The sequence below is a fragment of the Pseudoclavibacter sp. CFCC 13796 genome (genome assembly GCF_008831185.1).
Classification (GTDB): domain Bacteria; phylum Actinomycetota; class Actinomycetes; order Actinomycetales; family Microbacteriaceae; genus Pseudoclavibacter_A.
Genome location: NZ_WBKD01000001.1, coordinates 1,243,805 through 1,267,554, shown reverse-complemented (window position 1 = coordinate 1,267,554; position 23,750 = coordinate 1,243,805). Strand labels below are relative to the sequence as shown.

23 protein-coding genes and 1 tRNA gene are annotated in these 23,750 nt (G+C 65.5%); 4 read left to right on the top strand and 20 right to left on the bottom strand.

All coding sequences use genetic code 11. The annotated features are described in order from the left end of the window. Positions 1-78: 78 nt before the first annotated feature. Complete coding sequence (locus F8O07_RS05620) at positions 79-1,203, top strand: 5-methyltetrahydropteroyltriglutamate--homocysteine S-methyltransferase (protein ID WP_158031118.1); 1,125 nt, start codon at positions 79-81, stop codon at positions 1,201-1,203. Here F8O07_RS05620 and pabB read toward each other — a convergent pair. The 3 genes from pabB to F8O07_RS05605 form a co-directional block, all read right to left on the bottom strand. Beyond that, positions 1,157-2,749: an aminodeoxychorismate synthase component I gene (pabB, locus tag F8O07_RS05615; RefSeq protein WP_158031117.1), complete on the bottom strand. Its 1,593-nt coding sequence runs from the start codon at positions 2,747-2,749 to the stop codon at positions 1,157-1,159. The two genes, F8O07_RS05620 and pabB, sit on opposite strands and share 47 nt — an antisense overlap. Further along, positions 2,746-3,540 (bottom strand): aminotransferase class IV, encoded by a 795-nt coding sequence (locus F8O07_RS05610; RefSeq protein WP_158031116.1) that lies wholly within the window; start codon positions 3,538-3,540, stop codon positions 2,746-2,748. Before F8O07_RS05610 ends, pabB begins: the two co-directional genes overlap by 4 nt. Before the next feature lie 99 nt (positions 3,541-3,639). Beyond that, positions 3,640-5,145, bottom strand: a complete 1,506-nt coding sequence (locus tag F8O07_RS05605) for an aldehyde dehydrogenase family protein (protein WP_158031115.1) — start codon at positions 5,143-5,145, stop codon at positions 3,640-3,642. A 215-nt stretch (positions 5,146-5,360) separates the two neighbouring features. On the opposite strand from F8O07_RS05605, the gene F8O07_RS05600 reads away from it, so the two are divergent. Together F8O07_RS05600 and F8O07_RS05595 are read left to right on the top strand one after the other, a co-directional pair. Then, a complete protein-coding gene (locus F8O07_RS05600) occupies positions 5,361-6,332 on the top strand; it encodes an SDR family NAD(P)-dependent oxidoreductase (protein ID WP_158031114.1) in 972 nt (323 codons plus the stop codon). Between the two features lie 87 nt (positions 6,333-6,419). Then, on the top strand, positions 6,420-6,890 hold the full coding sequence (locus F8O07_RS05595; RefSeq protein WP_158031113.1) for a MerR family transcriptional regulator: 471 nt from the start codon (positions 6,420-6,422) through the stop codon (positions 6,888-6,890). Positions 6,891-7,348: 458 nt separating this feature from the next. Here the strand turns inward: F8O07_RS05595 and F8O07_RS05590 are convergent. The 14 genes from F8O07_RS05590 to F8O07_RS05525 all read right to left on the bottom strand — a co-directional run bounded on the left by F8O07_RS05590 (position 7,349) and on the right by F8O07_RS05525 (position 20,350). Beyond that, a tRNA-Ala gene (locus F8O07_RS05590) sits at positions 7,349-7,421 on the bottom strand. Between the two features lie 169 nt (positions 7,422-7,590). Continuing rightward, entirely contained in the window at positions 7,591-7,890 is a 300-nt protein-coding gene (locus F8O07_RS05585) for a TIGR02611 family protein (protein ID WP_225733191.1), read from the bottom strand. A gap of 16 nt (positions 7,891-7,906) precedes the next feature. Further along, a complete protein-coding gene (rsfS, locus tag F8O07_RS05580; RefSeq protein WP_158031111.1) occupies positions 7,907-8,293 on the bottom strand; it encodes a ribosome silencing factor in 387 nt (128 codons plus the stop codon). Continuing rightward, positions 8,290-9,423 carry a hypothetical protein gene (locus F8O07_RS05575; protein WP_158031110.1) on the bottom strand — a complete coding sequence of 378 codons (1,134 nt, stop codon included), beginning with the start codon at positions 9,421-9,423 and terminating at the stop codon, positions 8,290-8,292. The genes rsfS and F8O07_RS05575 overlap by 4 nt, the downstream gene beginning before the upstream one ends. After that, the gene (gene nadD, locus F8O07_RS05570; protein ID WP_412973581.1) at positions 9,424-10,026 is read right to left on the bottom strand and encodes a nicotinate-nucleotide adenylyltransferase; all 603 of its coding nucleotides are present in this window, start codon (positions 10,024-10,026) and stop codon (positions 9,424-9,426) included. Between the two features lie 26 nt (positions 10,027-10,052). After that, on the bottom strand, positions 10,053-10,268 hold the full coding sequence (locus F8O07_RS05565; protein ID WP_158031109.1) for a hypothetical protein: 216 nt from the start codon (positions 10,266-10,268) through the stop codon (positions 10,053-10,055). Between the two features lie 97 nt (positions 10,269-10,365). Next, positions 10,366-11,667 (bottom strand): glutamate-5-semialdehyde dehydrogenase, encoded by a 1,302-nt coding sequence (locus F8O07_RS05560; RefSeq protein WP_158031108.1) that lies wholly within the window; start codon positions 11,665-11,667, stop codon positions 10,366-10,368. A 32-nt stretch (positions 11,668-11,699) separates the two neighbouring features. Further along, entirely contained in the window at positions 11,700-13,343 is a 1,644-nt protein-coding gene (locus tag F8O07_RS05555; RefSeq protein WP_158031107.1) for a sensor histidine kinase, read from the bottom strand. Next, on the bottom strand, positions 13,340-14,059 hold the full coding sequence (locus F8O07_RS05550; protein ID WP_225732829.1) for a response regulator transcription factor: 720 nt from the start codon (positions 14,057-14,059) through the stop codon (positions 13,340-13,342). Before F8O07_RS05550 ends, F8O07_RS05555 begins: the two co-directional genes overlap by 4 nt. A 171-nt stretch (positions 14,060-14,230) precedes the next feature. Beyond that, the gene (gene proB, locus F8O07_RS05545; RefSeq protein ID WP_158031105.1) at positions 14,231-15,082 is read right to left on the bottom strand and encodes a glutamate 5-kinase; all 852 of its coding nucleotides are present in this window, start codon (positions 15,080-15,082) and stop codon (positions 14,231-14,233) included. Beyond that, on the bottom strand, positions 15,079-16,704 hold the full coding sequence (obgE, locus tag F8O07_RS05540; RefSeq protein ID WP_158031104.1) for a GTPase ObgE: 1,626 nt from the start codon (positions 16,702-16,704) through the stop codon (positions 15,079-15,081). Before obgE ends, proB begins: the two co-directional genes overlap by 4 nt. Positions 16,705-16,780: 76 nt before the next feature. Next, entirely contained in the window at positions 16,781-17,038 is a 258-nt protein-coding gene (gene rpmA / locus F8O07_RS05535) for a 50S ribosomal protein L27 (protein WP_158031103.1), read from the bottom strand. 19 nt (positions 17,039-17,057) lie between these two features. After that, entirely contained in the window at positions 17,058-17,366 is a 309-nt protein-coding gene (gene rplU / locus F8O07_RS05530; RefSeq protein WP_158031102.1) for a 50S ribosomal protein L21, read from the bottom strand. A 113-nt stretch (positions 17,367-17,479) separates the two neighbouring features. Further along, positions 17,480-20,350 carry an Rne/Rng family ribonuclease gene (locus F8O07_RS05525; protein WP_158031101.1) on the bottom strand — a complete coding sequence of 957 codons (2,871 nt, stop codon included), beginning with the start codon at positions 20,348-20,350 and terminating at the stop codon, positions 17,480-17,482. Positions 20,351-20,595: 245 nt separating this feature from the next. On the opposite strand from F8O07_RS05525, the gene F8O07_RS05520 reads away from it, so the two are divergent. Further along, positions 20,596-21,195 carry a vitamin K epoxide reductase family protein gene (locus tag F8O07_RS05520; protein WP_158031100.1) on the top strand — a complete coding sequence of 200 codons (600 nt, stop codon included), beginning with the start codon at positions 20,596-20,598 and terminating at the stop codon, positions 21,193-21,195. A gap of 155 nt (positions 21,196-21,350) precedes the next feature. Here the strand turns inward: F8O07_RS05520 and ndk are convergent, their stop codons facing one another. From ndk to F8O07_RS05505, 3 genes are read right to left on the bottom strand one after another with little or no spacing between them, the layout of a single operon-like run. Beyond that, positions 21,351-21,791 (bottom strand): nucleoside-diphosphate kinase, encoded by a 441-nt coding sequence (gene ndk, locus F8O07_RS05515; protein ID WP_225732830.1) that lies wholly within the window; start codon positions 21,789-21,791, stop codon positions 21,351-21,353. 25 nt (positions 21,792-21,816) lie between these two features. Further along, complete coding sequence (locus F8O07_RS05510; RefSeq protein ID WP_192496654.1) at positions 21,817-22,218, bottom strand: DUF4233 domain-containing protein; 402 nt, start codon at positions 22,216-22,218, stop codon at positions 21,817-21,819. 31 nt (positions 22,219-22,249) lie between these two features. Next, complete coding sequence (locus tag F8O07_RS05505; RefSeq protein ID WP_225733190.1) at positions 22,250-23,749, bottom strand: bifunctional folylpolyglutamate synthase/dihydrofolate synthase; 1,500 nt, start codon at positions 23,747-23,749, stop codon at positions 22,250-22,252. Position 23,750 lies beyond the last annotated feature (1 nt).

Genomic DNA, 23,750 nt, shown 5'->3' with positions numbered 1-23,750 from the left:
TACCGACTGACCACGACAAGCCGTGGTCCGGCGCCGCCAGAAGCCCTCAGCGGCCACCGAACTGATAGAACTGAACCTATGACAACCTCGCACAGCATCCCATTTCGCGCCGACCAGGTCGGCAGTCTGCTTCGCCCGCCCGCCGTTCACGACGCGCGTGACCGCTTCGCCCGCGGCGAGATCGACGCTGCCGCGCTGCGCGCCGTCGAAGACGAGCAGATCGCACGCGTCATCGCCAAGCAGCAGGAGGTCGGGCTGCAGGCCGTGACCGACGGTGAATTCCGTCGCGCCTTCTGGCACTTCGACTTCTTCAGCGGGCTCAACGGCGTCGAGATCGTCGAAGAAGACAGCGGCATGGCCTTTCACGGCACGGCGCCGAAGCCGCACGCCGTGCACATCACCGGCAAAGTGAGCTTTCCCGACGACCACCCCATGCTCGAGCACTTCCGCTTCGTGCGCGACCACACCACGGTCACGGCCAAGCAGTGCATCCCGGCGCCGACCGTCATGCACTTTCGTCTGGCCCCCGAGAGCATCGACCACAGCGTCTACCCCGACCGGGCTTCGCTGTTCGCCGATCTGGCTCAGACGTGGCGGGATGCCGTCCGTGCGTTCCACGCTGCGGGGTGCCGCTACCTGCAGTTCGACGACACCGCATGGGCGTATCTCTGCTCTGATCTGGAACTGGAGCGTGCCCGCGAGCGCGGACTCGACACTGAGAACATCGCTCAGGCCTACGCCGATCTGCTGAACGACATCGTTCGCGACCGCCCTGACGACATGACGATCACCACGCACGTCTGTCGTGGCAACTTCCGCTCGACGTGGATCTCGTCGGGCGGCTACGAGCCGGTCGCCCCGTACCTGCTCGGCCAGGTCGACTACGACGGCTTCTTCCTGGAGTACGACTCCGATCGTGCAGGCGGCTTCGAGCCGCTGCGCTTTCTGCCACATGACGGTCGCCGGGTCGTGCTCGGGCTGGTCACGTCGAAGTCGGGTGACCTCGAATCGGCGGATGCCGTGCGCGCGCGTATTCGCGAGGCTGCGGAATTCGCCCCGCTCGATCAGCTCGCCCTGAGCCCGCAGTGCGGCTTCGCCTCGACCGAAGAGGGCAACGTGCTCACCGAGGAACAGCAGTGGGCGAAGCTCCGCGAGATCACGAAGATCGCCGACGAGGTCTGGGGCTTTCCGCAGGATCGCTGAGCCCGGACTGCAGCAGCGCAGCACCGAGAACCCTCGCTTTCACGAGCGTCTCAGCGTACTCGTCCGCTGCCTGTGACAGCTGCGTGATTGCGCCGCCGACGCCGAACGTCGCACGATGCGGCTCGACGACAATCGTGCGAATGACCACGCTGAGTGACAGTGTGCCGTTCGGCGAAAGCCAGCCGAGGGCACCGGCGTAGACACCGCGTGGGCCGCCCTCAAGCTCGTCGATGATCTGCATCGTGCGACGTTTCGGTGCTCCAGTCATGGAGCCGGCCGGAAACGTCGCGCGTATGCAGTCGAACGCTGTGCAGTCGTCTCGCAGCTCTGCTCTGACCGTACTGATCAGTTGATGAACGCCGGGAAACGACTCAACCGCGAACAGCCTCGGCACCCGTACCGTCTCTGGTCGGCACACTCGGCTCAGGTCGTTCCGCATGAGATCGACGATCATCAGGTTCTCTGCGCGCTCTTTCTCAGAGCTGAACAGTTCTTCACGACGCTGTGCGTCTTGCAGCGGAGTCGCCCCGCGTGGGCTGGTGCCTTTAATCGGCCGTGTCTCGACCGTTCTGTTCTCGTCGATCGTCAAGAAGCACTCTGGCGAGGCGCTCAGCACCGAGAAGTCACCGCATCGCAGCAGCGCACCGTAGGGAACCCGTGAGAGCTCTCTGAGCCGCTGATAGGTTGACACGGGGTCGACTGACACGGGGTACTCCGCCATGTTCGTGAGACATACCTCGTACGAATCACCAGCGGCTATGTGTCGTTGGCTCGTCTGCACACGTTCCATGTAGCACTCACGGTCATGGCGAAAGCCGAAAGCGGCCTGCAGCGTCGCATCATCTGGGAGCGCGCAGGTCTGAGACGACGCCCCGTCCCGCGACTCCGCCGGCGACAAGCCGCGTTCCTGCTGCTCCTGCTTCCGCAGCCGCCTGCCCGACGACACAGACGACGTCGCCGCCAACGTCAGCAGGGTGCGGGTCGTTCGCCGCATCCAGAGCCGCGAGGCAGCATCCAGTGTCTTGTCAGCCCCTTCGGAGCGCAACGCAAGCAGCTGCACCTCACCCGACACATGGTCGAAGACGATCGCTCGTTCGGCAAAGGTCAGAAGCCCGTCTGGCATGTCAGAGGGTGTCGAGTCAGCGACGCCACAGGTGCTGGCTTTGAGCCCATACCCGAGATAGCCGATGTAGCCGAGGCAAAAGCCTCCGACTGCGGGTGGCGGCCGTCCAGTGGCGAACCTCGTCAGCTGTGTCTCAGCGACGTGCAACAGGTCTCCTTCGACTTGTTCGCTGCTGCCGTCGACAGCGATTCTTGTCGTATGGGACTCCCCTGCACGATACGAGAGCACGTGAGCGTGCACTCCGTCGAGCGTGCCCAGCACACTGATCGCCGATCGTTCGTCGCCACTGTTGCTGTCCAGCCAGAAGCTCCGTGAATCATCGGCGTAGAGCGCGGCGTGTACGTCTGCGGCGCAGAGATCGATGTGCAGACGTCGCACGTCGATCCACCAGCGCTCTGCGGTGGTCTCGTCGCATGTGCTCATATGTGTCGATCGCGCTTGCACTGGTGTGGAACGTAGCCTTCCGCCTGACGCAGATGAGCGATGTGCCGCTGCGCGCTCCGTTCTGCCGGCGCATTCTCAAGCCACTCGACGACGTGCTGCTCACACCCTCGCAGCGCCGCTCGATAGTCATCCGCCCGCCCGTTCGAAGCGACCCGCAGGCCATCCCATGTACTGACCACACGAATACCATGCAGTGAGCTGAGCACCCACACTTCGTCGGCCGCGCGCACCTCGTCTGGGGTGCAGAGCCGACTTGCGACCGCATCGCCCCGAAGGCCCGCAATTCGGATGACCGCAGCTTCTGTGACGCTCGGCAGCCGTTGTTCGCTGCCTGATACCACCAGTCGGCCCTCAGACCAGTGCACGATGCTGCTGAAGGCGCCCTCACGAAGCGTGCCGTCAGCGCCGACCAGCACCGCTTCGTCTGCGCCGCCTGCTTGCGCCTGGGCGCGCAGCGACATCTGCACCGGAAAGTCAGGGCCCTTCAGCTCGGGCCGCTGGCGGGGGTCAGAGCACGATGGCGTCCAGAGACGCACCTCAGTGCGCAGTGTCGTTTCTGCGATCGAGCGCGTCTGCACCCTACACGTCAGCTGATCGATCGAGATCCTCGGAAACCACAGGCCCTCTGCGACTTCCGGCTTCTGCAGCAGCTCGCGGTAGACAGCACGCACTCGGTCCAGCGACCAGCCGCTGGACCGAGACAGACGCTCGATATGACCGTCGACGTCGAGCACACGGCCATGCCTGATGAGCAGCGAATCGTGCAGCATAGGTCAACGATATCCGGGCGAGGATGCAGCGCGGTCCTGACATATCACCAGAACCCGCTGATATGGTGGCGTCATCTGGCTGTCATCTCCCCGAGCCGACTACGCCGACTCGAGCACCTCAGACTCCAGCACCGCGACCGCCCGCGCATCCTGGAAGTCACGCAGCCCGTCCAGCCCCTGCTCACGCCCCATGCCCGACGACTTGAGTCCACCGAACGGCGCCCGCAGATCGAGCCGGTTCGCACCGTGGTCGTTGATCCACACGTACCCGCAGACCAGCTGGCCGGCAACCCGCCGAGCCCGCGCCGCATCCATCGTCCAGACCGAGCCGCCCAGGGCCGCCCAGCTGTCGTTGGCAAGGCGCACCGCATCCGCCTCATCGTCGAACGCCATCACCGGGATCACCGGTCCGAACTGCTCTTCGGTGACCACGCGCAGACCCGCATCGGGTTCGACCACGATCGCCGGCCGCACGAAGTTGCCTGCCCCCAGATCGCCGCCCGGCAGCTCGCCGAACTCTCGCACGTCGGCCTCGGCCGCTTTCGCCTCGGTGATCAGCCCGTCGACGAACCTCTTCTGTTCCGCCGAATGCAGCGGCCCCATCGTCGTCTTCGGGTCGGCACCGTCGCCGAGCACCACGTGGTCGAGCCGCGCAGAGAGCCCGGCCACCAGCTCGTCGAGGCGCGACCGGTGCACGTAGATGCGCTTGGCGTTCATACAGATCTGTCCGGTCGAGTCGAACACCGCGTGGAAGAGCCGGTCCAAGTGCTCCTCGTCGAGCGGAGCGTCATCGAACACGATCGCCGCATCGTTGCCGCCGAGCTCCAGCGTCACACGGGTCAGCGTCGGCGCGGCGAGCTCCATCATGCGACGACCGCCGCTCACGCTCCCGGTGAAGCAGACCTTCGCGACATCATCGTTGCGAATCAGTCCCGTCATGTTCGCGTCCGGCCCGGTCACGACGTTCAGCACGCCTGCGGGCAGGCGCTCGGCAACCCGCTGCACGAGCTGCGCCGTCGCCAGCGGAGCAGTCAGCGGCGGCTTCACGATCACTGTGTTGCCGGCCAGCAGCGCGTACGGCAGCGATGCCGCGAGAATCGCCAGCGGCCAGTTGAACGGCACGATCACCGTGGCCACACCAAGCGGCTGATACGTCACCGTCGTCTCGACCGGGATGCCGGGTTCGGGGTGCAGCACGGCATCCGCATCGACTTGGTCGACCAGTGTGAGCGCCTGTCGCCAGCGCAGCTCGAACACAAGCGCGTCGACCCACGCCTCGGCCACGATCTTGCCGTTCTCTCGCGACAGCAGCGCGGCATCCGCATCTCGGTCTGCCGCGATGTCTGCGACGGCCTCGGTCATCAGGTCGGCGCGCTGCTGCGGGGTCAGCGCCGACCACTGCGCGAACGCACCTTTCGCCGCAGCCACGGCGTCTGCCACGTCTGCTGGCGATGCCGCCGCCGCATGGCCGACAATATGGCTCGGCCTCGCCGGATCAATGATGGCCGTCGTCTCGTCGGTCGCGCGCGCGGCGCCCCCGATGAAGAGCGTCGAGCGCGTCTCGTCAGGCGTCGAATCGTTCTGGGGATGCGCGGTGTCAGTCATGCGGTCTGCTTTCAGTCGTGGGGTGGGCGCGGCTGGATGTTGTGCTCTGTGTGCAGGCTCAGGCTGGGACCAACACTATCCCAGCTTCTGCGATCTGGCCGTAGCCGCCTCAGCCGCTTCGCTGTAGTGCGATTGCCCCGAGCACGCTGCCGCACCCGCTGCTTTTTCTCCAGAGACTTGCGTTCGAGCGCGCTCGAACCTCTACCGTCGTCGACATGACGAACGACAGAGCAGACCGCATCCACAGAACGAACAATGCTCACAGAGCAGACACCATCACGAACACAGACCACGCGAGCAGCAGCGAATCAGTCGAGAAGACAGCAGCCAGCAGAGTCTGGCTGATCACCGGGGCGTCGTCCGGTCTGGGCCGGGCACTGGCGACGGCAGCGTTGGAGTCAGGAGAACGGGTCGTCGGCACCGCTCGCGACCTCAGCAGATTCGCTGACCTGCGGCAGGCGTATCCTGACACGCTCTGCACAATCGCACATGATGTTCGCGACACCGACCGGGCAGCGGATGTCGTGACCGAGGCGATCAGCCGGTTCGGTCGCATCGACGTGCTCGTCAACAACGCCGGTGTCGGCCAGGTCGGCACAGCCGAAGAGGTCGACGATGCTGCCCTGCGCGACATGCTGGCGCAGCATCTGTTCGGCCCGGCAGCCTATGTGCGCGCCGTGCTGCCGCATCTGCGCGCCGCCCGTTCGGGCACCATCGTGCAGATCAGCAGCCAGGGAGGCCGTAGGTCGTTCCCCGCCGTCGGCAGCTACTCCGCCGGCAAGTTCGCGCTCGAGGGGTGGTCCGAAGCACTGGCGCTCGAGGTGCAGCCGTTCGGCATCGACGTGCTCATCGTCGAGCCCAGCCGACTTCGCACTGAGTTCAACCGAGCAGGGGTGCTGCTACAGGCGACCGAGCGCACGGAGTACGACGACGTCGCTGGCGCGGTGCGCGCCGACATGCGCGGGTCGGACGGTCTGCAGGAGGGAGACCCCACGCGGGCTGCCGCCGTGATTCGACAGGTCATCGCAGTACGACATCCGCCGCTGCGCCTGCCGCTTGGAGCCGAGGCGGTGCGCACCCTGAGCACGGCTTATCGCACCGCTCTCGACGACGTCGAAGCGTGGGCGAAAGTCTCTGAATCGGCAGATTTCCCTGGCCAGACGCACACCCAGGCACGGCCGATCTGATCACGGACGGATCCCATTTCGAAGACTTGTCAGCGCATTCCGGCTTTCGCACAGGCACGATGAGAGACCACCACTAGGCTCGACGACATGGCTACAGACGACCTCATTCGCACGCTCATGCAGCAGATCGATGCGACACCCGATGCGGGAGCCGTCGATCTGCTGCACGAGCTGCTGGATGACGCCACGATCGAAGACTCGTCGAACGAGATCGGCATCGCCGAGGCTGCGCAGCTGGTCGGTCTCTCGGCGCACACACTGCGGTACTACGAGCAGCAGAAACTCGTGCGCCCGACCCGTAATGCTCAGGGACGGCGCCGCTACGACGCCTTCGCGCTGAGACGTCTCGTCTTCGTGACGAGGATGCGAGTGTCGGGCATGGGGATGAGCGAGCTGCGCCGTTACATCGCGCTGGTCGAGCAGGGCGACGCGACGATTCCTGAGCGCAGACAGATCATGCTCGATCAGCGAGACCGCATCGAACGCCAGATCGCCGAGCTGGAGCTCGCCCGCGAGGCGACCGATTTCAAGATCGCACGGTACTCGGCGCCGGAGTGAGCGTGTCGGTCCGCTGGCGCAGGAGCACTGGCGCAGGAAGCTCTGCAACACACATACCCGGTGCTGGTGGCCGAGTACAGCACTCAAGCTGCTGCCTTACATCACCGCCCCACCTCCAACTGGTCGAACGCGGCGCCGCCCTACTTGCTTCAGTGCAACACGGATTTGTTGAGCACAGCACCGTTCCGCTCAAACTCAGCTGATCTCGACAAAACCATGTACATCCGAGCGGATCCGTGCACCGGCGCAAAGGCTTATCGGCACAATGACTCATCAGCACAGAGTCAAACCGGATGTGCCCTCATGCTGAAAGTCGCCACAGTACACAGCACCACATTGCCTGCAGAGCACGGTGCCCGCAAAACACTGCGCGCAGATCAGCCCCTCAACGCAGAAATCCCGCCAGTTGCACCTGGCGGGATTTCTGATGTTACGAGCGATGTCTCAACCATCTCGTGTGGACCTGAGGGGACTCGAACCCCTGACCCCCTGCATGCCATGCAGGTGCGCTACCAGCTGCGCCACAGGCCCCTTTCGGAGCTTCAAAACACCTCACGGCGTTTCAGCCAACTCGATAATCTTAGACCGAACTGCTTGAAGATTGCAACCCGAGATCGACAAGCCCGTTCAGGCTGAGGCACGAGCCCAGCCCGAGCAGACAGCTCCCCGCTGCGGCACTGTTCACCACAGCGCTGTCAAACTATCCGCGACGCCGCTCACGCCGACGTTCCATCCGTGCGCTGAGCCACGCCCAGAACCTCTTCAGTGGTTTCAGCGCCTTCGCAGCCCAGGCGAACTCCGTCGCGAGAATGCCGAGGCCGAAGAAGATCACGACCCAGCCGGGGCCGGGCAGCGGCAGCAGCACGATGCCGAGGGCCAGCACGCACCCGCCGACGCAGGCGACACCTGCCCGCCAGACGCGCAGCATCCGAGGATGACGCCCCAGCCAGCGACGAAAGGCGCCCCGCTCTGGCGCATCAGCGTCGTCAGCCGGGGTCACGGGATTCGCACCCGATTCAGCGCGCAGAGGTGCTCTCCGCACCATCGTGCAGGTCAAGCTCGACCACCGGCGCCGTGTTCCAGATGCGTTCCAGGGCATAGAAGTCGCGCGACTCTGCCTGGAAGGTGTGCACGACCACATCGCCGAAGTTCTGCAGCACCCACTCCCCCAGCTCGCGCCCCTCGCGGCCTCGCATCTTCACGCCGTTCTCGACCATGGCATCCTGCACAGCGTCGGCGATGGCGACCACATTGCGGTCGCTCGAGCCGGTGACGACCACGAAGATGTCTGCGAACGGGTTCGTGCCCGAGACGTCGAGCGCGACGATGTCGTGCCCGTTCAAGTCGAGCGCGGCCTGGGCGGCGATCTGTGCCAGGCGTTTCGCCTCTGCGCTGGCCGTCATGCGCCGAAGATCCGCAGCAGCACGAACACGGTGGCGGCGATGAGCAGCACGCCGGCGCCGATCAGCAGACCGATCGACAGCTTGTTCATGCGATCGTGCTGTGAGTTCTCGGGCAGAATGCGGTCGGTCTCGTAGCGACGCACCGTCTCGACGGCAGACACGGGACGTGTCTCGTCGGTCACCGGCACCGAGTCGCTGGTGTCGGCCAGCGGGTCGCCGCGATCTTTCTCGTACGCCGCCGGGATGACACCGGTGTCGGTGGTCAGCTGCGGCAGCGTGATCGAACCGGTCGTGATCAGCACATCACCGGTCGAGTCGAGCGGCAGCGCGAGGCTGTTCTGCTCGGGTGTGCTCGGCAGCACCAGCACGCTGGCCGTTGCTGGGCCGGTCGTGATGGTCGGCTTGTTGGGGGCGATCCTGGCGTCGACGTCGCTGTCAGACGTCGCCGGAGTGATGATCACCGGAGTGCTCTCAGCCTTCGCCGGTTGGCTGGGCTGAGCTGCGGGCTTCGACGCCGACGGGGTCGGAGCCGCTGCGCGAGGCTTCGATGAGCCAACCGGCGCGTCGGCCAGCAGCGGCCGGCGGCGACGAGGTTCCGCTGTCGACGGCGTCGGGGATGCCGCAGCCGGTTTCGCTGCAGGCGTCGCCTGCGAGCCGCCAGGCGTCGACGAGGGGCCGCCAACCGATTTTGCGGCAGGCCGTTCTGCCGCAGGCTGCTTCTCAGCCGGCTTCGGGGTGGGCTTCGCCTGTGCGGGCGACGTCGACTTCACGAAGGCCGAACCTGCCGATGTGGCGGGAGCGGGCTGCGGAGCCGGCTTCTTCGCCGGAGCCGGACGCTGAGCCGATGCCGGGCGCTGAGCAGGAGTCGACTGTGCCGCCGCTGCCGGGGCGCCGTGCCGATGATGCGCTCGTTTCGACTGCCCGTCGGCAGCAGTGCTCTGTGCCGACTGCTGCGCCTTCGAGGCAGCACCCTGCCCTGAACCGGCTGCTGTCTGCTTCTTCTCTGCATCGCCGGAAGTCTTCGATGCGTCGCTCGGAGTCTTTGCCGCTGCGGCCTCGGAGGCAGCCAGCTGAGCCGCGCGCTCTCGTGCACGCAGCTCTCGCCGCGTCAGCTGATGTTCTTCGGCCACTTAGTCCTCATCCCGATACAGTCCGTATTTACTGATGTACTGGACAACGCCGTCTGGCACCAAGTACCACACGGGCTGACCACGGCGCGCACGCCGTCGACAGTCTGTCGACGATATCGCAAGCGCAGGTATCTCTAGCAAGCTTACGTCGTCATGCGGCAGGCTCGAAAGTGAGAGCGGATGCCCGGGCCTGCTGACGGCGACGAAATGCGCGAGCTTCCAGAGCTCTTCGCTGTCTTTCCACGTCAGAATCTGGGCGATGGCATCGGCCCCAGAGATGAAGAAGAGCTCGGCCTCGGGGCGCAGGCGATGCAGGTCGCGAAGGGTGTCGATCGTGTAGGTGGGGCCCGCTCGATCGATGTCGACCCGACTCACGGTGAACCTCGGGTTGGATGCTGTGGCGATCACCGTCATCAGGTAACGCTGGTCGGCATCGGTGACCCGGCGATCAGCTTTCATCCATGGCTGGCCGGTGGGTACGAACACCACTTCGTCGAGGTCGAACGCGTTCGCCACCTCGCTGGCAGCCACTAAGTGGCCGTGGTGAATCGGATCGAAGGTACCGCCCATGACGCCGATACGTCGACGCCGATGCGGGGTGATCTGTGTGTGCACGCGACTGGCGGAGCTCAGTGCCCCTTGTGCGCCTCTGAACCGGCGGCCAGCTCGGGAAGCGGCGGAACGACCTCATCGTGATGCCGGTTGTTGACGTCACGGTAGCTGAACACGATGAGCCCGAGCAGGATGAAGACCACAGCGGCGACCAGTGCGAAGCCCCACGGAGGCATCGGCATCGAGTGCTCCACTGATTCAGCGGCAAGTACGTTCACGGCAGTTGCAAGCATTGTGTCCTCATCTTCTGACTACTCACCCCATGATAGAGGATGACGCGACCACTTCAGTACACACGCGCCAGCGTGCCCGCCACGCGCCAGCCAGCGGTCAGTGTCTGATCTGACCCTCGCCGCGCACCAGCCACTTCGTGGTGGTGAGCTCGGGCAGCCCCATCGGCCCGCGCGCATGGAGCTTCTGCGTCGAGATGCCGACCTCAGCGCCGAACCCGAACTGGCCGCCGTCGGTGAAACGGGTCGAGGTGTTGACCATGACCACAGCCGAGTCCACCTCGGCGAGAAAGCGCTCGGCGTTCGCATAGTCTTCGGTGATGATCGACTCGGTGTGGTGCGTCGAGAAGTGATTGATGTGCTCGATCGCCTCGTCGATCGAATCGACGACATGCACTGCCAGCTCGAGTGCGAGATACTCCGTCTGCCAATCGTCTTCGGTCGCGGGAACGACCGAGGAGTCGATCGCCTGTACTGCCTCGTCTCCGTGAATCGTCACGTCTCTGTCATGCAGTGCGGTCAGCACAGCGGGAAGCACCCGTTCAGCCGCGTCACGATGCACGAGCACCGTCTCGGCGGCGTTGCACACACTCACGCGTTGGGTCTTCGCATTCACCACGATGTCGACCGCATGCTGCAGATCGGCACTCGCATCGAGGTAGACGTGCACGTTGCCGTCACCGGTCTCGATCACCGGCACGGTCGAAGTCTGCACCACCCGCTGGATCAGCGCCTTGCCGCCGCGCGGAATCAGCACGTCGATCAGCCCACGCGCATGCATCAGTGCGTCAGCGCCCGCCCGACCGTGGTCGTCGACACTCACCACGGCATCCGCCGGCAGCCCGACCGAGGCGATCGCCTCACGCAGCACCTGCACCAGCACGTCATTGGTGTCATGCGCAGCCGAGCCGCCGCGCAGCGCCACGGCGTTGCCGCTCTTGATCGCGAGGGCGGCGATGTCGACCGTGACGTTCGGACGTGCCTCGTAGATCACGCCCAGCACGCCGAAAGGCACACGAACCTGCTCGATGCGCACACCGTTCGGCAGCCGATGACCGCGCACGAGCGTACCGATCGGGTCGGTCAGCCCCACCACGACGCGCACGGCGTCGGCGAGCGCTGCAATGCGGTCATGATCGAGGCGCAGTCGGTCGTGCATGGGCAACGGCAGCTCCGTCTCGACCGCGCGGTCGAGATCGCGCGCGTTGGCCTCGAGAATGCGCGGCTCATTGTCGACGAGCGCCTGGGCGATCGCCTCAAGCGCTGCGTCTTTGACACCCGAGGTGCGGGTGGCGAGCGAGCGCCCGGCCTGCTTCGCTGCCTGCAGACGCGGCCGCAGAGCGGCAAGAGCCGCCTCGCCGGTGAGCGGTGAACGATCGTCGCGTGACTGGTCTGCTGACATGCCTCACAGTCTATGACACGGCGCCGACACGATCAGGCGCGATTCGCGCTCGCATCGTCAGCGTCGTTCTGGGCACCGGTCTCGTCGTCCTGCTGTGGATGCTGCAGTCTCGACAGCAGCACGGTGAACGTCGTTCCGTGGACGCCTTCCAGCGGCCTGCCGTCGTCATCGAAGCGCTGCGGAGTCGACGCGACCGAGACGCTGCCGCCGTGCGCATGAACCAGCGCCTGCACGATCGACAGTCCGAGCCCGGTCGACCCCTGCCCCGGGGTGCGGGAGTCGTCAGCCTTGACGAAACGATCGAAGATCGTGTCGACCATCTGTTCCGGAATGCCCTGGCCGTCGTCGCGCACTTGGATGCGCACGTCGTCGCCGACGATCGCAGCGCCGAGCACCACGTTCGTTCCGGCCGGCGTGTGTGTGCGGGAGTTCGCGAGCAGGTTGACCAGCACCTGACGCAGGCTGTTCTCGTCTCCCAGCACCTCGAGCGGCTGGCTGGCGTCGAGGTCGAGCTGCCAGTGGTGGTTCGGGCCCGCGGCGTGCGCGTCTGCGACGGCGTCGATCAGCAGCCCTCGCAGGTCGACCTCTTCACGCTCGATCACCGGCTCGTTGTCCAAACGTGCGAGCAGCAGCAGGTCTTCGACCAGGTCAGACATGCGCTCGGACTCGCTGCGCACGCGACCCAGCTGCTCGGCCGCATGCGGCGGCAGCGTGTCGGCATCGCGCAGCACGAGCTGCGTGTAGCCGCGAATCGATGCGAGCGGCGTGCGCAGCTCATGGCTGGCGTCTGCGACGAAGCGGCGCAGCTTCGTCTCGCTGGCCCGTCGCACGCGGAAGGCGTCGTCGATGTGTGTGAGCATGCGGTTGAAGCTGCCCGCCACGCGCCCCACCTCGGTCACGTCGTCGACGAAGACCTCGGGAATGCGTTCGGTCAGCGCCGCGTCTCCGGTGGCGAGTTCGCGCCCGGCCACGCTCTGCGCGGTTCGTGCGACGACCTCGAGAGGATGCAGCGCCCGGCGCATGAGCATCCAGCCGAGCAGCAGCGCGCCGATGCCGGCCAGCGCGATCACGATCATCTGCACGACCATGTACTGCGTGATCGTATTGGCCACGGCCTCCTGTGAGATGGCGACGACCTGTCGAGCACCGGTTCGGTCGTTGATCGCGACGGCACGGTAGGTGCCGAGATCGGGCAGCGGCACGTCGTAGAAGCCGCCGTCGACCGGCACCTTCAGCAGCATCGCGACCTGATCGGAGTCGAGCTGGTGGAAGGTCGGAGTCTCGCCGTCGTCGATGTACCCGGCTCTGAGAGATCCCTGCCGCAGGTCGACGATGATGGTGTGCGCCCGCTGCGTGCGCACGTCCAAGCCGGGCGGAACCGGGTCATCGGGCCGCACCGCGGCATCCCCCTTCGCCACATCAGTGGCTCGGGCACGCTCGGTCGCGAGACTCAGCTCGGTGTTGAGCTGCCCGTACAGCGAGGTGTTCAGCGCAGACGTGGTGACGGTCGCGATCAGGGCCACGCTCGAGAACAGCAGCGCAGCGAGCATGATCGGCAGTGTCTTGCTCAGCGGCAGCAGCCGCCAGTGCCGCAGCAGGCCTCGCCTCTTGCGACGGTCGACGCCGGGCCTCGCAGCGGGCTGGTGCGAGGTGCGCGGCCCCTCGCGATCGGTCATACCGCAGGCTTCAGCACGTATCCGACGCCTCGAACGGTGTGGATCATCGGCTCGCGCCCGTGGTCGATCTTCTTGCGCAGATACGAGATGTACAGCTCGACGACATTGACCTCTCCGCCGAAGTCATAGTGCCAGACGTGATCGAGTATCTGCGTTTTGGACATGACCTTCTTGGCATTGCGCATCAAGAAGCGCAGCAGTTCGAACTCGGTCGCTGTGAGCTTGATCTCGTCGCCGCCGCGGGTCACTTCGTATGAGTCTTCGTTCAGCATGAGATCGCCGACGACGACAGTGGGGTCGTGCTCCTCTTCGACCCAGTGCCGTGAGCGTCGCAGCAGCCCGCGCACGCGCGCCATGAGCTCTTCGATGTTGAACGGTTTGGTCAGATAGTCATCGGCGCCCACGGTGATGCCGGCGATGCGGTCTTCGACCGCATCACGGGCGGTGAGAAAGATCACTGGGATGCTCTCGTCGATCTCATGCAGCTTGCGCAGCACCTCGAATCCGCTGAGGTCGGGCAGCATCACATCGAGGATCACCACGTCGGGTCGAGTGGTGCGGGCGGCCTCGACCGCTCCTCGGCCGTTGAGCGAGGTCATCACGTTCAGGCCTTCGTAGCGCACGGCTGAAGCGACGAGCTCAAGCAGGTTCGGCTCGTCGTCGACGACGAGCACCGTCACATCGTGCTTCTCACTTCTGGCAGCTGACTCGTTCACAGGCTCTCCGATCTCTCTCATCCGGGCCTGAACCCGGGATCTTCGCGCGAGTGTCGGCGATGCGTCGTCCGGGCGTTCTCGCGAAGAACTGCTTCGAGCATACTGAGCGAATTCTGTGAGCGTCATGTGTGTGAGGTGTCCAGATTCTCAGACACTCAGCACATACGCCCCTCAGTGTTCGTGGGTGACCGACTCGATGGTCTGCAGTGCTCCGGTGTCGGTGAGCTCGTGGCCGAGCACCGGGCGCGCCTCGAACCAGGTGCCGATCGACTGACCCGAAAGCGCGTTCGAGACGTGCTCGGTCGAGGTGAGCAGCACCGGGATGCCCGCCTCGGTCGCGACCCGAGCCGAGGCGATCTTCGTGACCGCTCCCCCGGTGCCGACGCCGTTGACCGTCACCGGCGAGACCTCGATGTGTTCAAGATCGTCGTCGTGCGCGACGAAGTGCAGGGGCTTCGAGCCCTCGCGCTGCGGCGGTCGGTCATAGAGCGCATCGACGTCTGAGAGCAGCACCAGCGCATCGGCCCGCACCAGCACCGCGGTGAGCGCCGCCAGCCGATCGTTGTCTCCGAAGCGAATCTCATGCGTCGCGACGGTGTCGTTCTCGTTGATGATGGGCAGCACACGCAGATCGAGCAGTCGATCGATGGTCTGCTGCGCCTGACGGCGATGTCTGCGGTCGTCGATGTCGCTCGCGGTGAGCAGCACCTGTGCGGTCGTCACGCTGAAGGCATCGAACACCGACTCGTAGCGGTACATGAGTCGTGCCTGGCCCACGGCAGCCGCTGCCTGTGAAGTCGCCAGGTCGGCGGGCCGACCGTTCAGGTTCAGCAGCGGCAGCCCGGTCGCGATCGCTCCGGACGACACCAGGACGACCTCGACGCCCCCTTCATGCAGCTGCGCCAGCGCCGACACCAGATGGCCGAGCTGGTGCTCGTTCTCACCAGTGATCGACGACGAGCCGACTTTGACGACGATGCGCCCGGCGCCGGGAATCCCAGCCTGCGAGATGACGGTGCTCACCGCTGCTCTCCTTCGTCCGAGGTGTCCTCAGCGGCCGAGCCTGCGGCATCCGTCGTGTTTGTCGAGCCTGCGGCGGATGCACTGGTCGCCCTCGTCCGCTCTCGATCCTCCGTCCACAGGCCGGCTTCGCGTTCGGCCTGCAGTTCGGCTCGGGCAGCGGCCTTGGCATCCATGCGCTCGTAGTACTCGACGCGCTTCTCGGCACGGGTCGGGCGCGAGTGATCGCTCAGGCGCAGATCCTCGCCACGCGGCGCAGCGATCTCGGCGCCGGAGGTGATCGACGGCTCCCAGTCGAAGATTCGCTCGTTGCTGCCCGGGCCGATGACCACGGCCGATCCGGCGCGCGCACCGGCACGGAACAGCTCCTGCTCGATGCCCAACCGATTCAGCCGGTCGGCGAGGTAGCCCACCGCTTCGTCGTTGTCGAACATCGTCTGGGCGATCCAGCGCTCCGGCTTCTCGCCGAGAATACGGAAGTACTCGCCGTCCGGGCCGGTCTCACGAGAGATGGTGAACTCGGCCTCACGACGACGTGATCGCGGACGAATCACGATGCGCTCCGGCTGCTCAGCCTCGGCTTCGGCCTCGGCACGCTGCGCGGCCCGACCCTCGGCGACCAGTCCGGCCATCGCGAAGGTGAGCTCGCGCAGGCCGCGGCGTGTGGCCGCCGAGACCTGGAACACGCGGAATCCCTGCTGCTCAAGATCATCTGTGACGAACTCGGCGAGCTCCTCGGCCTCAGGTACGTCGACTTTGTTGAGCGCGACAAGCTGCGGACGCTCGATGAGCGGCGTTTTGCCCTCGGCGACCGGATACTTCGCGAGTTCGGCCAGAATCGTTTCGAGGTCGCTGATCGGATCCCGATTCGGCTCGATCGTGGCGCAGTCGAGCACATGCACCAGAGCCTCGCACCGCTCCACATGCCGCAGAAAGTCGAGGCCCAGCCCCTTGCCTTCGCTGGCCCCTTCGATGAGCCCGGGCACGTCTGCCACAGTGAACCGCACATCTCCGGCCTCGACGACGCCCAGATTCGGAGCGAGCGTCGTGAACGGGTAGTCGGCGATCTTCGGCTTGGCCGCGCTCATGGCTGCGATCAGGCTCGACTTGCCTGCTGACGGGTATCCGACGAGAGCCACATCGGCCATGGTCTTGAGCTCGAGGCGCACGTCGCCGCTCCAGCCCGGTGTGCCGAGCAGTGCGAAGCCGGGGGCCTTGCGTTTCGTCGAGGCGAGCGAGTTGTTGCCGAGACCGCCGATGCCGCCCTGCGCCACCGTGTAGCGCATGCCCGGCTGGTCGAGGTCGATGAGCATCTCGCCATCTGCGTCGCGAACGACCGTGCCGACGGGAACGGGCAGGATCAGATCCTGCCCCGCATAGCCGTCGCGGTAGTCGCCCATGCCGAAGCCGCCGCTCTCGGCCCGCTGATGCGGTCGACGGTGGTAGGCCAACAGTGTGGTGATCTGCGGGTCGGATTCGACGATGACGTTGCCGCCGTCACCCCCGTTGCCGCCGTCGGGGCCGGCGAGCGGTTTGAACTTCTCGCGGCGAATTGACGCACAGCCGTCGCCGCCGTCACCTGCTGTGACGTGCAGCACGACGTCGTCGACGAAGCTGAGTGCCATGGGATGTGCTCCTTAAGGTGCGAAAGAGGCGAGCTCGCTATGCGAGCCCGCCTCGATCATGCTGAAAAACGGAATGTCACTCCGCAGCGGTGAGAATGCTCACCACGCGGCGACGGCCCTTGCTGCTGAACTGGACTGAGCCGGTCTCGAGCGCGAAGAGCGTGTCGTCTTTGCCGCGGCCCACGTTGGCGCCGGGGTGGAAGTGCGTGCCACGCTGACGAATGATGATCTCGCCGGCGTTGACCTCCTGCCCGCCGAAGCGCTTCACGCCGAGACGCTGCGCGTTTGAGTCGCGACCGTTGCGAGTTGAGCTCGCACCCTTCTTATGTGCCATGAGAGGACGCCTTTCGCTGTTACTTGATGCCGGTGATCTTGAGCTTGGTCAGCTCAGAGCGGTGCCCGAGGCGCCGACGGTAACCGGTCTTGTTCTTGAAGTGCTGAATGTTGATCTTGGGGCCGCGCAGGTCTTCGACCACCTCGGCGGTCACCTTGACCTTGGCGAGATCTTCGGTCTTCGAAGTGACCTTGTCACCGTCGACCAGCAGCAGAGCGGGAAGCTCCACAGCGCCCTGCTCATCTGCCTGAACACGGTCGACCGTCACGACAGTGCCGACCTCGACCTTCTCCTGACGCCCGCCGGCGCGCACGATTGCATAAACCACGTGTCATCCTTTGTCTTGAAGTCTGTGTTCACTCGCCGGCAGAACCAGCCCGAGCCAACACTCAATATTACTCAATTGTTTGTGTGCAGGTCAAACACCCGCGACCGCGTGTCTCAGTCCTGACGCTCACCGCCCGAGCGCTGCCGAAAACTCTGACCCCGCGTCTCTTTGGCGGTGTTCGGCGTGCGGGCCCCTTCTGGCAGGTGCGCGAGCACGTCTGCCAGAAGGGCGTCACGGTCGACCGGCTGTTTGGGCGAGGCCTCGGCCGCTGGTTGGGTCTTCGGCTTCGGCAGATCCAGATCGAGGTCGATATCGGTGCGCGCCGGCCCTGCCGGAGCTGATGCACGACGCGACCGGCGAGCCGACGCGGGCTCCGAACGTCGCTGCGGATGCTCGCTCGACTCCGCCGACTCTGCCGACTGCGACGACTTCGTCTGCACGTGCGACTCGACGGGCTCATGACGCTCTGCGGATGCGTGTGCCGTCGCCGCAGGCTGCATTCGATCTGCTGCGGTCGCGGCAGCGGCACCCTCCGCTGCGCTGAGGCCGGACTCTGCGTGCGACGTACGGGCGACAGACTCGCCAGAACGATGCTCTTCCACAGGCGGATGCGCTGCAGCATCACCCACAGCTGCCACAGGTGCCGGCGCCTCGGCGGTCGGGGCAGACGCGATCTGTGCGATCGTGCTGGCGGCGACCTGTGCGACGGCGTTCTTGACGTTCGCGTTCAGTGTGTTCTTCACCGGCTTGACAGCCTGGGTCTTCTTGCTGCGAGGCTTGCGAGCCGATCCGGATTTGCCGTTCTGCGAGCTGTGCGTGCTCTGACCGGAGTCGGAGCTCTCGCCGAGCTGCGTGAACGTCTCGGCCAGTCCGATGCCGATCTTCTTTCGCGTCATCTGGATCAGGCCCAGCGAGGTCACCTCGGCCACCTGATGCTTGGTGCGATCACGACCAAGGCATTCGATCAGACGCTGCAGCACCAGGTCGCGGTTCGACTCCAGCACCATGTCGATGAAGTCGACCACCACGATGCCGCCCAGGTCGCGCAGACGCAGCTGCCGCACGATCTCTTCGGCAGCCTCGAGGTTGTTCTTCGTGACGGTCTCTTCGAGGTTGCCTCCGGAGCCGACGAACTTGCCGGTGTTCACATCGATGACCGTCATGGCCTCGGTGCGGTCGATCACCAGCGAGCCGCCCGACGGCAGGAAGACTTTGCGCTCGCTCGCCTTCGCCAGCTGCTCGTTGATGCGGTAGGCGTCGAAGATGTCTTTGTCGCCGCTGTAGTGCTCGACGCGATCGACCAGATCCGGCGCGATCGTGTGCAGGTACTTCTCAATGGTCTCTTCTGCGTCTTTGCCGCTGATGACCATCTTCGTGATGTCTTCGTTGAAGACGTCGCGCACGACTTTGATGAGCAGATTCGGCTCGGTGTGCAGCAGCGCCGGAGCCTGCTGTGTCTCACGCAGACGCTGGATCTCTTCCCACTGCTGCTGAAGACGGGTGACGTCCCGTTCAAGCTGTTCCTTCGTCGCACCCTCAGCAGCGGTGCGCACGATGACGCCCACGTTCTCAGGCAGAATCTCTTTCAGCGTCTTCTTCAGACGCGAACGCTCGCTGTCGGGCAGTTTGCGACTGATGCCGCTCATCGAACCGCCTGGCACGTACACCAAGTAGCGACCTGGCAGAGAGATCTGACTGGTCAGACGGGCGCCTTTGTGACCGACGGGGTCTTTCGTGACCTGCACCAGCACGGTATCGCCCGCTTTGAGCGCCATCTCGATGCGCCGCTGCTTGTCGGTGACCTCGGCAGCCTCCCAGTCGACTTCGCCTGAGTAGAGCACGGCGTTGCGGCCGCGTCCGATGTCGACGAATGCGGCCTCCATGCTGGGCAGCACGTTCTGGATGCGCCCCAGATAGACGTTGCCGATCAGCGAGAGGTCTCGTGAGTGCGCTGCATAGTGCTCGACCAGAATGTCGTCTTCGAGCACGCCGATCTGGATGCGGTCGTCAGTCGAGCGCACGATCATCTGCCGGTCGACGGCCTCGCGGCGTGCCTGGAACTCGACCTCGGTGACGCTCTGGCGACGACGCCCGGCATCCCGACTGGCGTTGCGACGCTGCTTCTTCGCCTCGAGTCGTGTCGAGCCCTTGACCTTGGTCGGCGTCTCACGGTGACTGCGCTGCCCGCTCTCCTGGCTCTGTTCGTCGGCGGCTTCGTCGCTCGTGCGAGACCGACGACTGCCGTCACGCTTGCGGGTGCGACGACGCACACTCTCGACGTGCTCGGGCAGCTCTGGCTCTTCGTCATCGTCGCGCTCAGGCAGCTCGGGCTCTTTGAAGGTCAGCTCGATCGGGGCGACCGTCTCAGCGACCGGCGCTGCCGGAGCTGAGGTCGAGCCCGCCTCTCGAACGCTGAACGGCGAGAACGGCGTGATCTCTGCAAGGGGATCAGGCGCCGGCTCTGGTTCAGGTGCCTGCGCCGGCGTGGCTTCAGCGGTCGCCTCGGCACCAGACTCGGTCTTGGCCGCAGCCAACTCATCGGTGCCGTGAGCCACCACACCGGCAGCTGCCTCGACGCTCGTCAGCCCTGCTTCTGCAGGCGCGGTCTCACTCGGCGCAGCAGCCGCTGGGGCCGCCTGGTCTGACGGGCGCTCGTCTGCTGTCGCCGGTCCGTTGGAACGCGCCTGTGCATCGGCTGTCTCTTCTGCCGGTGCGAGCGATTCCTCGGCCACCGCAGTGGCCGGAGCCTCAGCCGCGTTCGCCAGGTCGCCACGATCAGCATCAGACGACGCGGCCGACGCGACATCGGCGGCGGCGTGCTCGTTCACTGCTTCGCCGTCGGCACCGTGGCGCGGCGCGGCGTCGCCTGACGTCTCGTCAGCTGACTCGTGGTCGCCGAAGGCAGACTTCGCCCGTCGGGTGCGCTTCGTACCGAAGAGCTGTCCGAACAGACCGCCCTTCCCATGTTCTTCATTACCCACCATCGCTGGTGCACTCCTGTATCCAGCCGCAGTCCCGGTCGCCCCGAGCCGGCTCCTCAAACTGTTCGCACGACCGCTGAGGTCGATGCGCCAAATTCAGCTCTATCGCAGGGCGTCCTGGCCCTGAACAGCATCTGCGTCGTGTTGACGACGCCTGTGATGCGCGTCTGCGCGTGAGGGCGACTCACGCGACCCAGCCCATTATCGCATGGAATCCGGTGTTCGCCGCTGCGTGCCATAATGGCGGCATGTCTGCAAACCGTCCGGGCACAGCCCTTTCCAAGCCGCTTGCCGTCACCATGGTCGTCATCGGCCTGGGCGGCCTGCTCGGAGCCTTCGAACTGGCCACTGAGTATGTCAAGACGCTGCAGAACCCTGCGTATACGCCGAACTGCTCGTTGAACATCCTGGTGACCTGCGGGCCGAACATGCAGTCTTGGCAGGGCAGCCTCTTCGGGTTCCCCAACGCGCTGCTCGGTCTGATGTGCTTCATCTTCCCGATCGCCGTGGGGATGAGCACCCTGGCCGGTGCGCGCATGGCCCGCTGGTACTGGCAGCTCTTCAACATCGGCATGCTCGGCGGCTATGTGTTCATCACGTGGCTCTACTCGCAGAGCATCTTCGTCATCGGCACGCTGTGCCCGTGGTGCATGGAGGTCTGGTTCTTCATGATCTTCGGCTTCTGGTACATCACCGCCTGGAATCTGCGTGAAGGTCACTTCGGAAGCGGGCTCAAGCGCTTCGGGGTCTGGCTCTTCCACTGGGCATGGGTCGTCAGTCTGCTCAACCTCGTGCTGATCGCCGTGCTCGCCGAGATCCGTCTCGGCTGGATCGAGTTCCTGCTCTGACCGTGGTGCGCGGCGCTCAGGCGCTGCGCCGACCTGCTCAGCTCATGCCTCAAGGCGCCTTGCGCGCCGCCGAGCCCTGCAGACGACAGAAGGGGCCGCGCTCTGCAGAGCGCGGCCCCTTCTGTCGTCTGCAGGTCAACCGCGCACGGACAGGATCAGGCGAACCAGATGCCGATCTCACGCGCTGCAGACTGCGTCGAGTCAGAGGCGTGTACGACGTTGCGCTGCACCGAGACGCCCCAGTCACGGCCGAAGTCGCCGCGAATGGTGCCGGGCGCTGCGACGGTCGGGTCGCTTGCGCCGAGCAGCGTGCGCACGCCGGGAACGACGTTGTCGCCCTCGAAGATCACGGCCACGATCGGCCCGCTGATCATGAAGTCCACGAGAGAGTCGAAGAACGGCTTGCCTTTGTGCTCGGCGTAGTGGCGTTCAAGCAGCTCCCGGGTCGGCTTCACCCATCGGATGTCTGCCAGACGGTAGCCTTTGCGCTCGATGCGGGCGAGCACCTCGCCGGTCAGTCCGCGTTCGACGCCATCCGGTTTCACCAGCACGAGGGTGTGGTCTGGGGTGATCTGCTTCTGCTCTGCAGTGGTCATCTGTCGATTCCTTTCGGGTGTTTCGTCAGTGTTGGGTCGGTTGTTCGTGCTGCAGGGCTGCAGCTTCCCGGTCTGCGCGTGCTGCCGCGACCATGATGTAAATCCACAGGGCCAGGCAGATCAGCGACACGAAGAAGATGAACCCGCTGAAGAGACCGGCGAGCAGCAGCACGACCTGCACCGCCCACCCGAGCCAGAGCCCGATGGGGCCACGACGCATACAGGCGAGAGCGAGCACGAGCAGCAGCATCGAGCCGGCACCGAGCCACCAGACCAGCGGCGACGAGATCAGCCGCAGCCCGAAGAGCACCAGGGTATAGAAGATGATCACGAACGACTCGAAACCGAGCATCACGCTGCAGAGCTTCTGACGAAGTCTCACACCGCTGCTCGGAACCGCACCGTCTGCGCTGTTCGGAGGTTTCATCGCCTTCATTCTACGTGCTGCGGCCCGATGGTCAGAACCGGTCTCCTGGCTCCATACTGTCTGGCCACATCTCGTTCGCGTCGTCGTCTTCGGCAGCCGACGCCTCAAGGGCGTCCTTCGCCGCCTCGACGTCGGCATCCGACGTCGCATCCGCTGCCACCGCAGAGGTGTCGGCGTCCGTCAGCGCGGCCACCTCGCCGATGACCGTGATCGACCCGGTGACGATGATGCCGGAGTGCTCGACCTCGCGTGCCAGGTAGCGAGCCTCGTCCAAGGCCTCTTCGACATCGTCGACCACCCTGACCCGCTCCATACCGAACACCTCGACGGCCAGTGCGGCCAGGTCGTCTGCGGGGATCGCCCGCGGCGAGTGCGAGGCGGTCACCACCACCTCGTCGACGGCGCCGTCGAGCGCCTGCAGAAAGCCCTTCGCGTCTTTGTCAGACAACACGCCGATCACGGCGACGGTGCGATCGAAGTGAAAGTTCTCGACCAGCGCACGGGCCAGGCTGCGCGCTCCGTGTGGGTTGTGCGCGGCGTCGATGATGATCGTCGGGTCGGTGCCGACCACCTGCAGCCGACCGGGCGACTTGGCCGAGGCGATGCCGGGCTCGACGACATCGGCGCCCAGCGGCACGTCTCCCCCGCCGAGAAAGGCCTCGACGGCGGCGATCGCCAGCGCGGCGTTCTGCGCCTGATGCTCGCCGTAGAGCGGCAGCGCGAGATCGCGATAGGTGCCGGCCAGGCCGCGCACGTCGATCACCTGCCCGCCAACAGCCGGCTGCGCGTCCAACACCTCGAAGTCGGTGCCCGCACGCTTCAGCGTGATGCCCAAAGCGTCGGCTTTGGCCTGCAGCTCGCGCATCGCCTCCGGTGCCTGCGCGGCGGTCACCGCGATGGCGCCCGGCTTCATGATGCCGGCCTTCGTATGCGCGATCTCGGCGATCGTGCTGCCCAGCACCTTGGTGTGGTCGAGCGCGATCGGTGCGAACACCGCGACGTCGCCGTCGGCGGTGTTCGTCGAATCCCACTCCCCACCCACGCCCACCTCGAGGCAGATCACATCGACAGGTGCGTCGGCGAAGGCCGCGAAGGCGAGCACGGTCAGCGCTTCGAAGAACGTCAGCGCCGCCCGGCCTTCGCCGCGCAGCTGCTCGTCGACCATTTCGACGAAGGGCTGTACGTCCTCCCACGTGCCCAGCAGCCGCTCGTCGGTGATCGGCGATCCGTCGATCACGATGCGCTCGTTGAAGCGCACCAGATGGGGGCTGGTGAACACCCCCACTCGCAGGCCGGCCGACGCCAGCATCGAGGCGGCGATGCGTGCCGTCGACGACTTGCCGTTGGTGCCGGTGATATGGATGATGCGGTACGACTTCTGCGGGTCGCCCAACAGATCGAGCACCCGAGCGACCGCGTCAAGCCGTGGCTCGATGCGGTTCTCAGGAGCCCGCCCATAGAGCTGCTCGGTGAGCTGCTCGACGCTGTTCGGGGCGGGGGCAGCCGTCGTGGCGTTGCGTGCGTCAGTCACA

Coding starts and splice junctions, on each gene's coding strand:
- F8O07_RS05620 (WP_158031118.1), top strand. CDS start 79: ATGACAACCTCGCACAGCATCCCATTTCGCGCCGACCAGGTCGGCAGT.
- pabB (WP_158031117.1), bottom strand. CDS start 2,749: ATGAGCACATGCGACGAGACCACCGCAGAGCGCTGGTGGATCGACGTG.
- F8O07_RS05610 (WP_158031116.1), bottom strand. CDS start 3,540: ATGCTGCACGATTCGCTGCTCATCAGGCATGGCCGTGTGCTCGACGTC.
- F8O07_RS05605 (WP_158031115.1), bottom strand. CDS start 5,145: ATGACTGACACCGCGCATCCCCAGAACGATTCGACGCCTGACGAGACG.
- F8O07_RS05600 (WP_158031114.1), top strand. CDS start 5,361: ATGACGAACGACAGAGCAGACCGCATCCACAGAACGAACAATGCTCAC.
- F8O07_RS05595 (WP_158031113.1), top strand. CDS start 6,420: ATGGCTACAGACGACCTCATTCGCACGCTCATGCAGCAGATCGATGCG.
- rsfS (WP_158031111.1), bottom strand. CDS start 8,293: ATGACGGCCAGCGCAGAGGCGAAACGCCTGGCACAGATCGCCGCCCAG.
- F8O07_RS05565 (WP_158031109.1), bottom strand. CDS start 10,268: ATGCTTGCAACTGCCGTGAACGTACTTGCCGCTGAATCAGTGGAGCAC.
- F8O07_RS05560 (WP_158031108.1), bottom strand. CDS start 11,667: ATGTCAGCAGACCAGTCACGCGACGATCGTTCACCGCTCACCGGCGAG.
- F8O07_RS05555 (WP_158031107.1), bottom strand. CDS start 13,343: ATGACCGATCGCGAGGGGCCGCGCACCTCGCACCAGCCCGCTGCGAGG.
- obgE (WP_158031104.1), bottom strand. CDS start 16,704: ATGGCACTCAGCTTCGTCGACGACGTCGTGCTGCACGTCACAGCAGGT.
- rpmA (WP_158031103.1), bottom strand. CDS start 17,038: ATGGCACATAAGAAGGGTGCGAGCTCAACTCGCAACGGTCGCGACTCA.
- F8O07_RS05525 (WP_158031101.1), bottom strand. CDS start 20,350: ATGGTGGGTAATGAAGAACATGGGAAGGGCGGTCTGTTCGGACAGCTC.
- F8O07_RS05520 (WP_158031100.1), top strand. CDS start 20,596: ATGTCTGCAAACCGTCCGGGCACAGCCCTTTCCAAGCCGCTTGCCGTC.
- ndk (WP_225732830.1), bottom strand. CDS start 21,791: ATGACCACTGCAGAGCAGAAGCAGATCACCCCAGACCACACCCTCGTG.
- F8O07_RS05510 (WP_192496654.1), bottom strand. CDS start 22,218: ATGAAACCTCCGAACAGCGCAGACGGTGCGGTTCCGAGCAGCGGTGTG.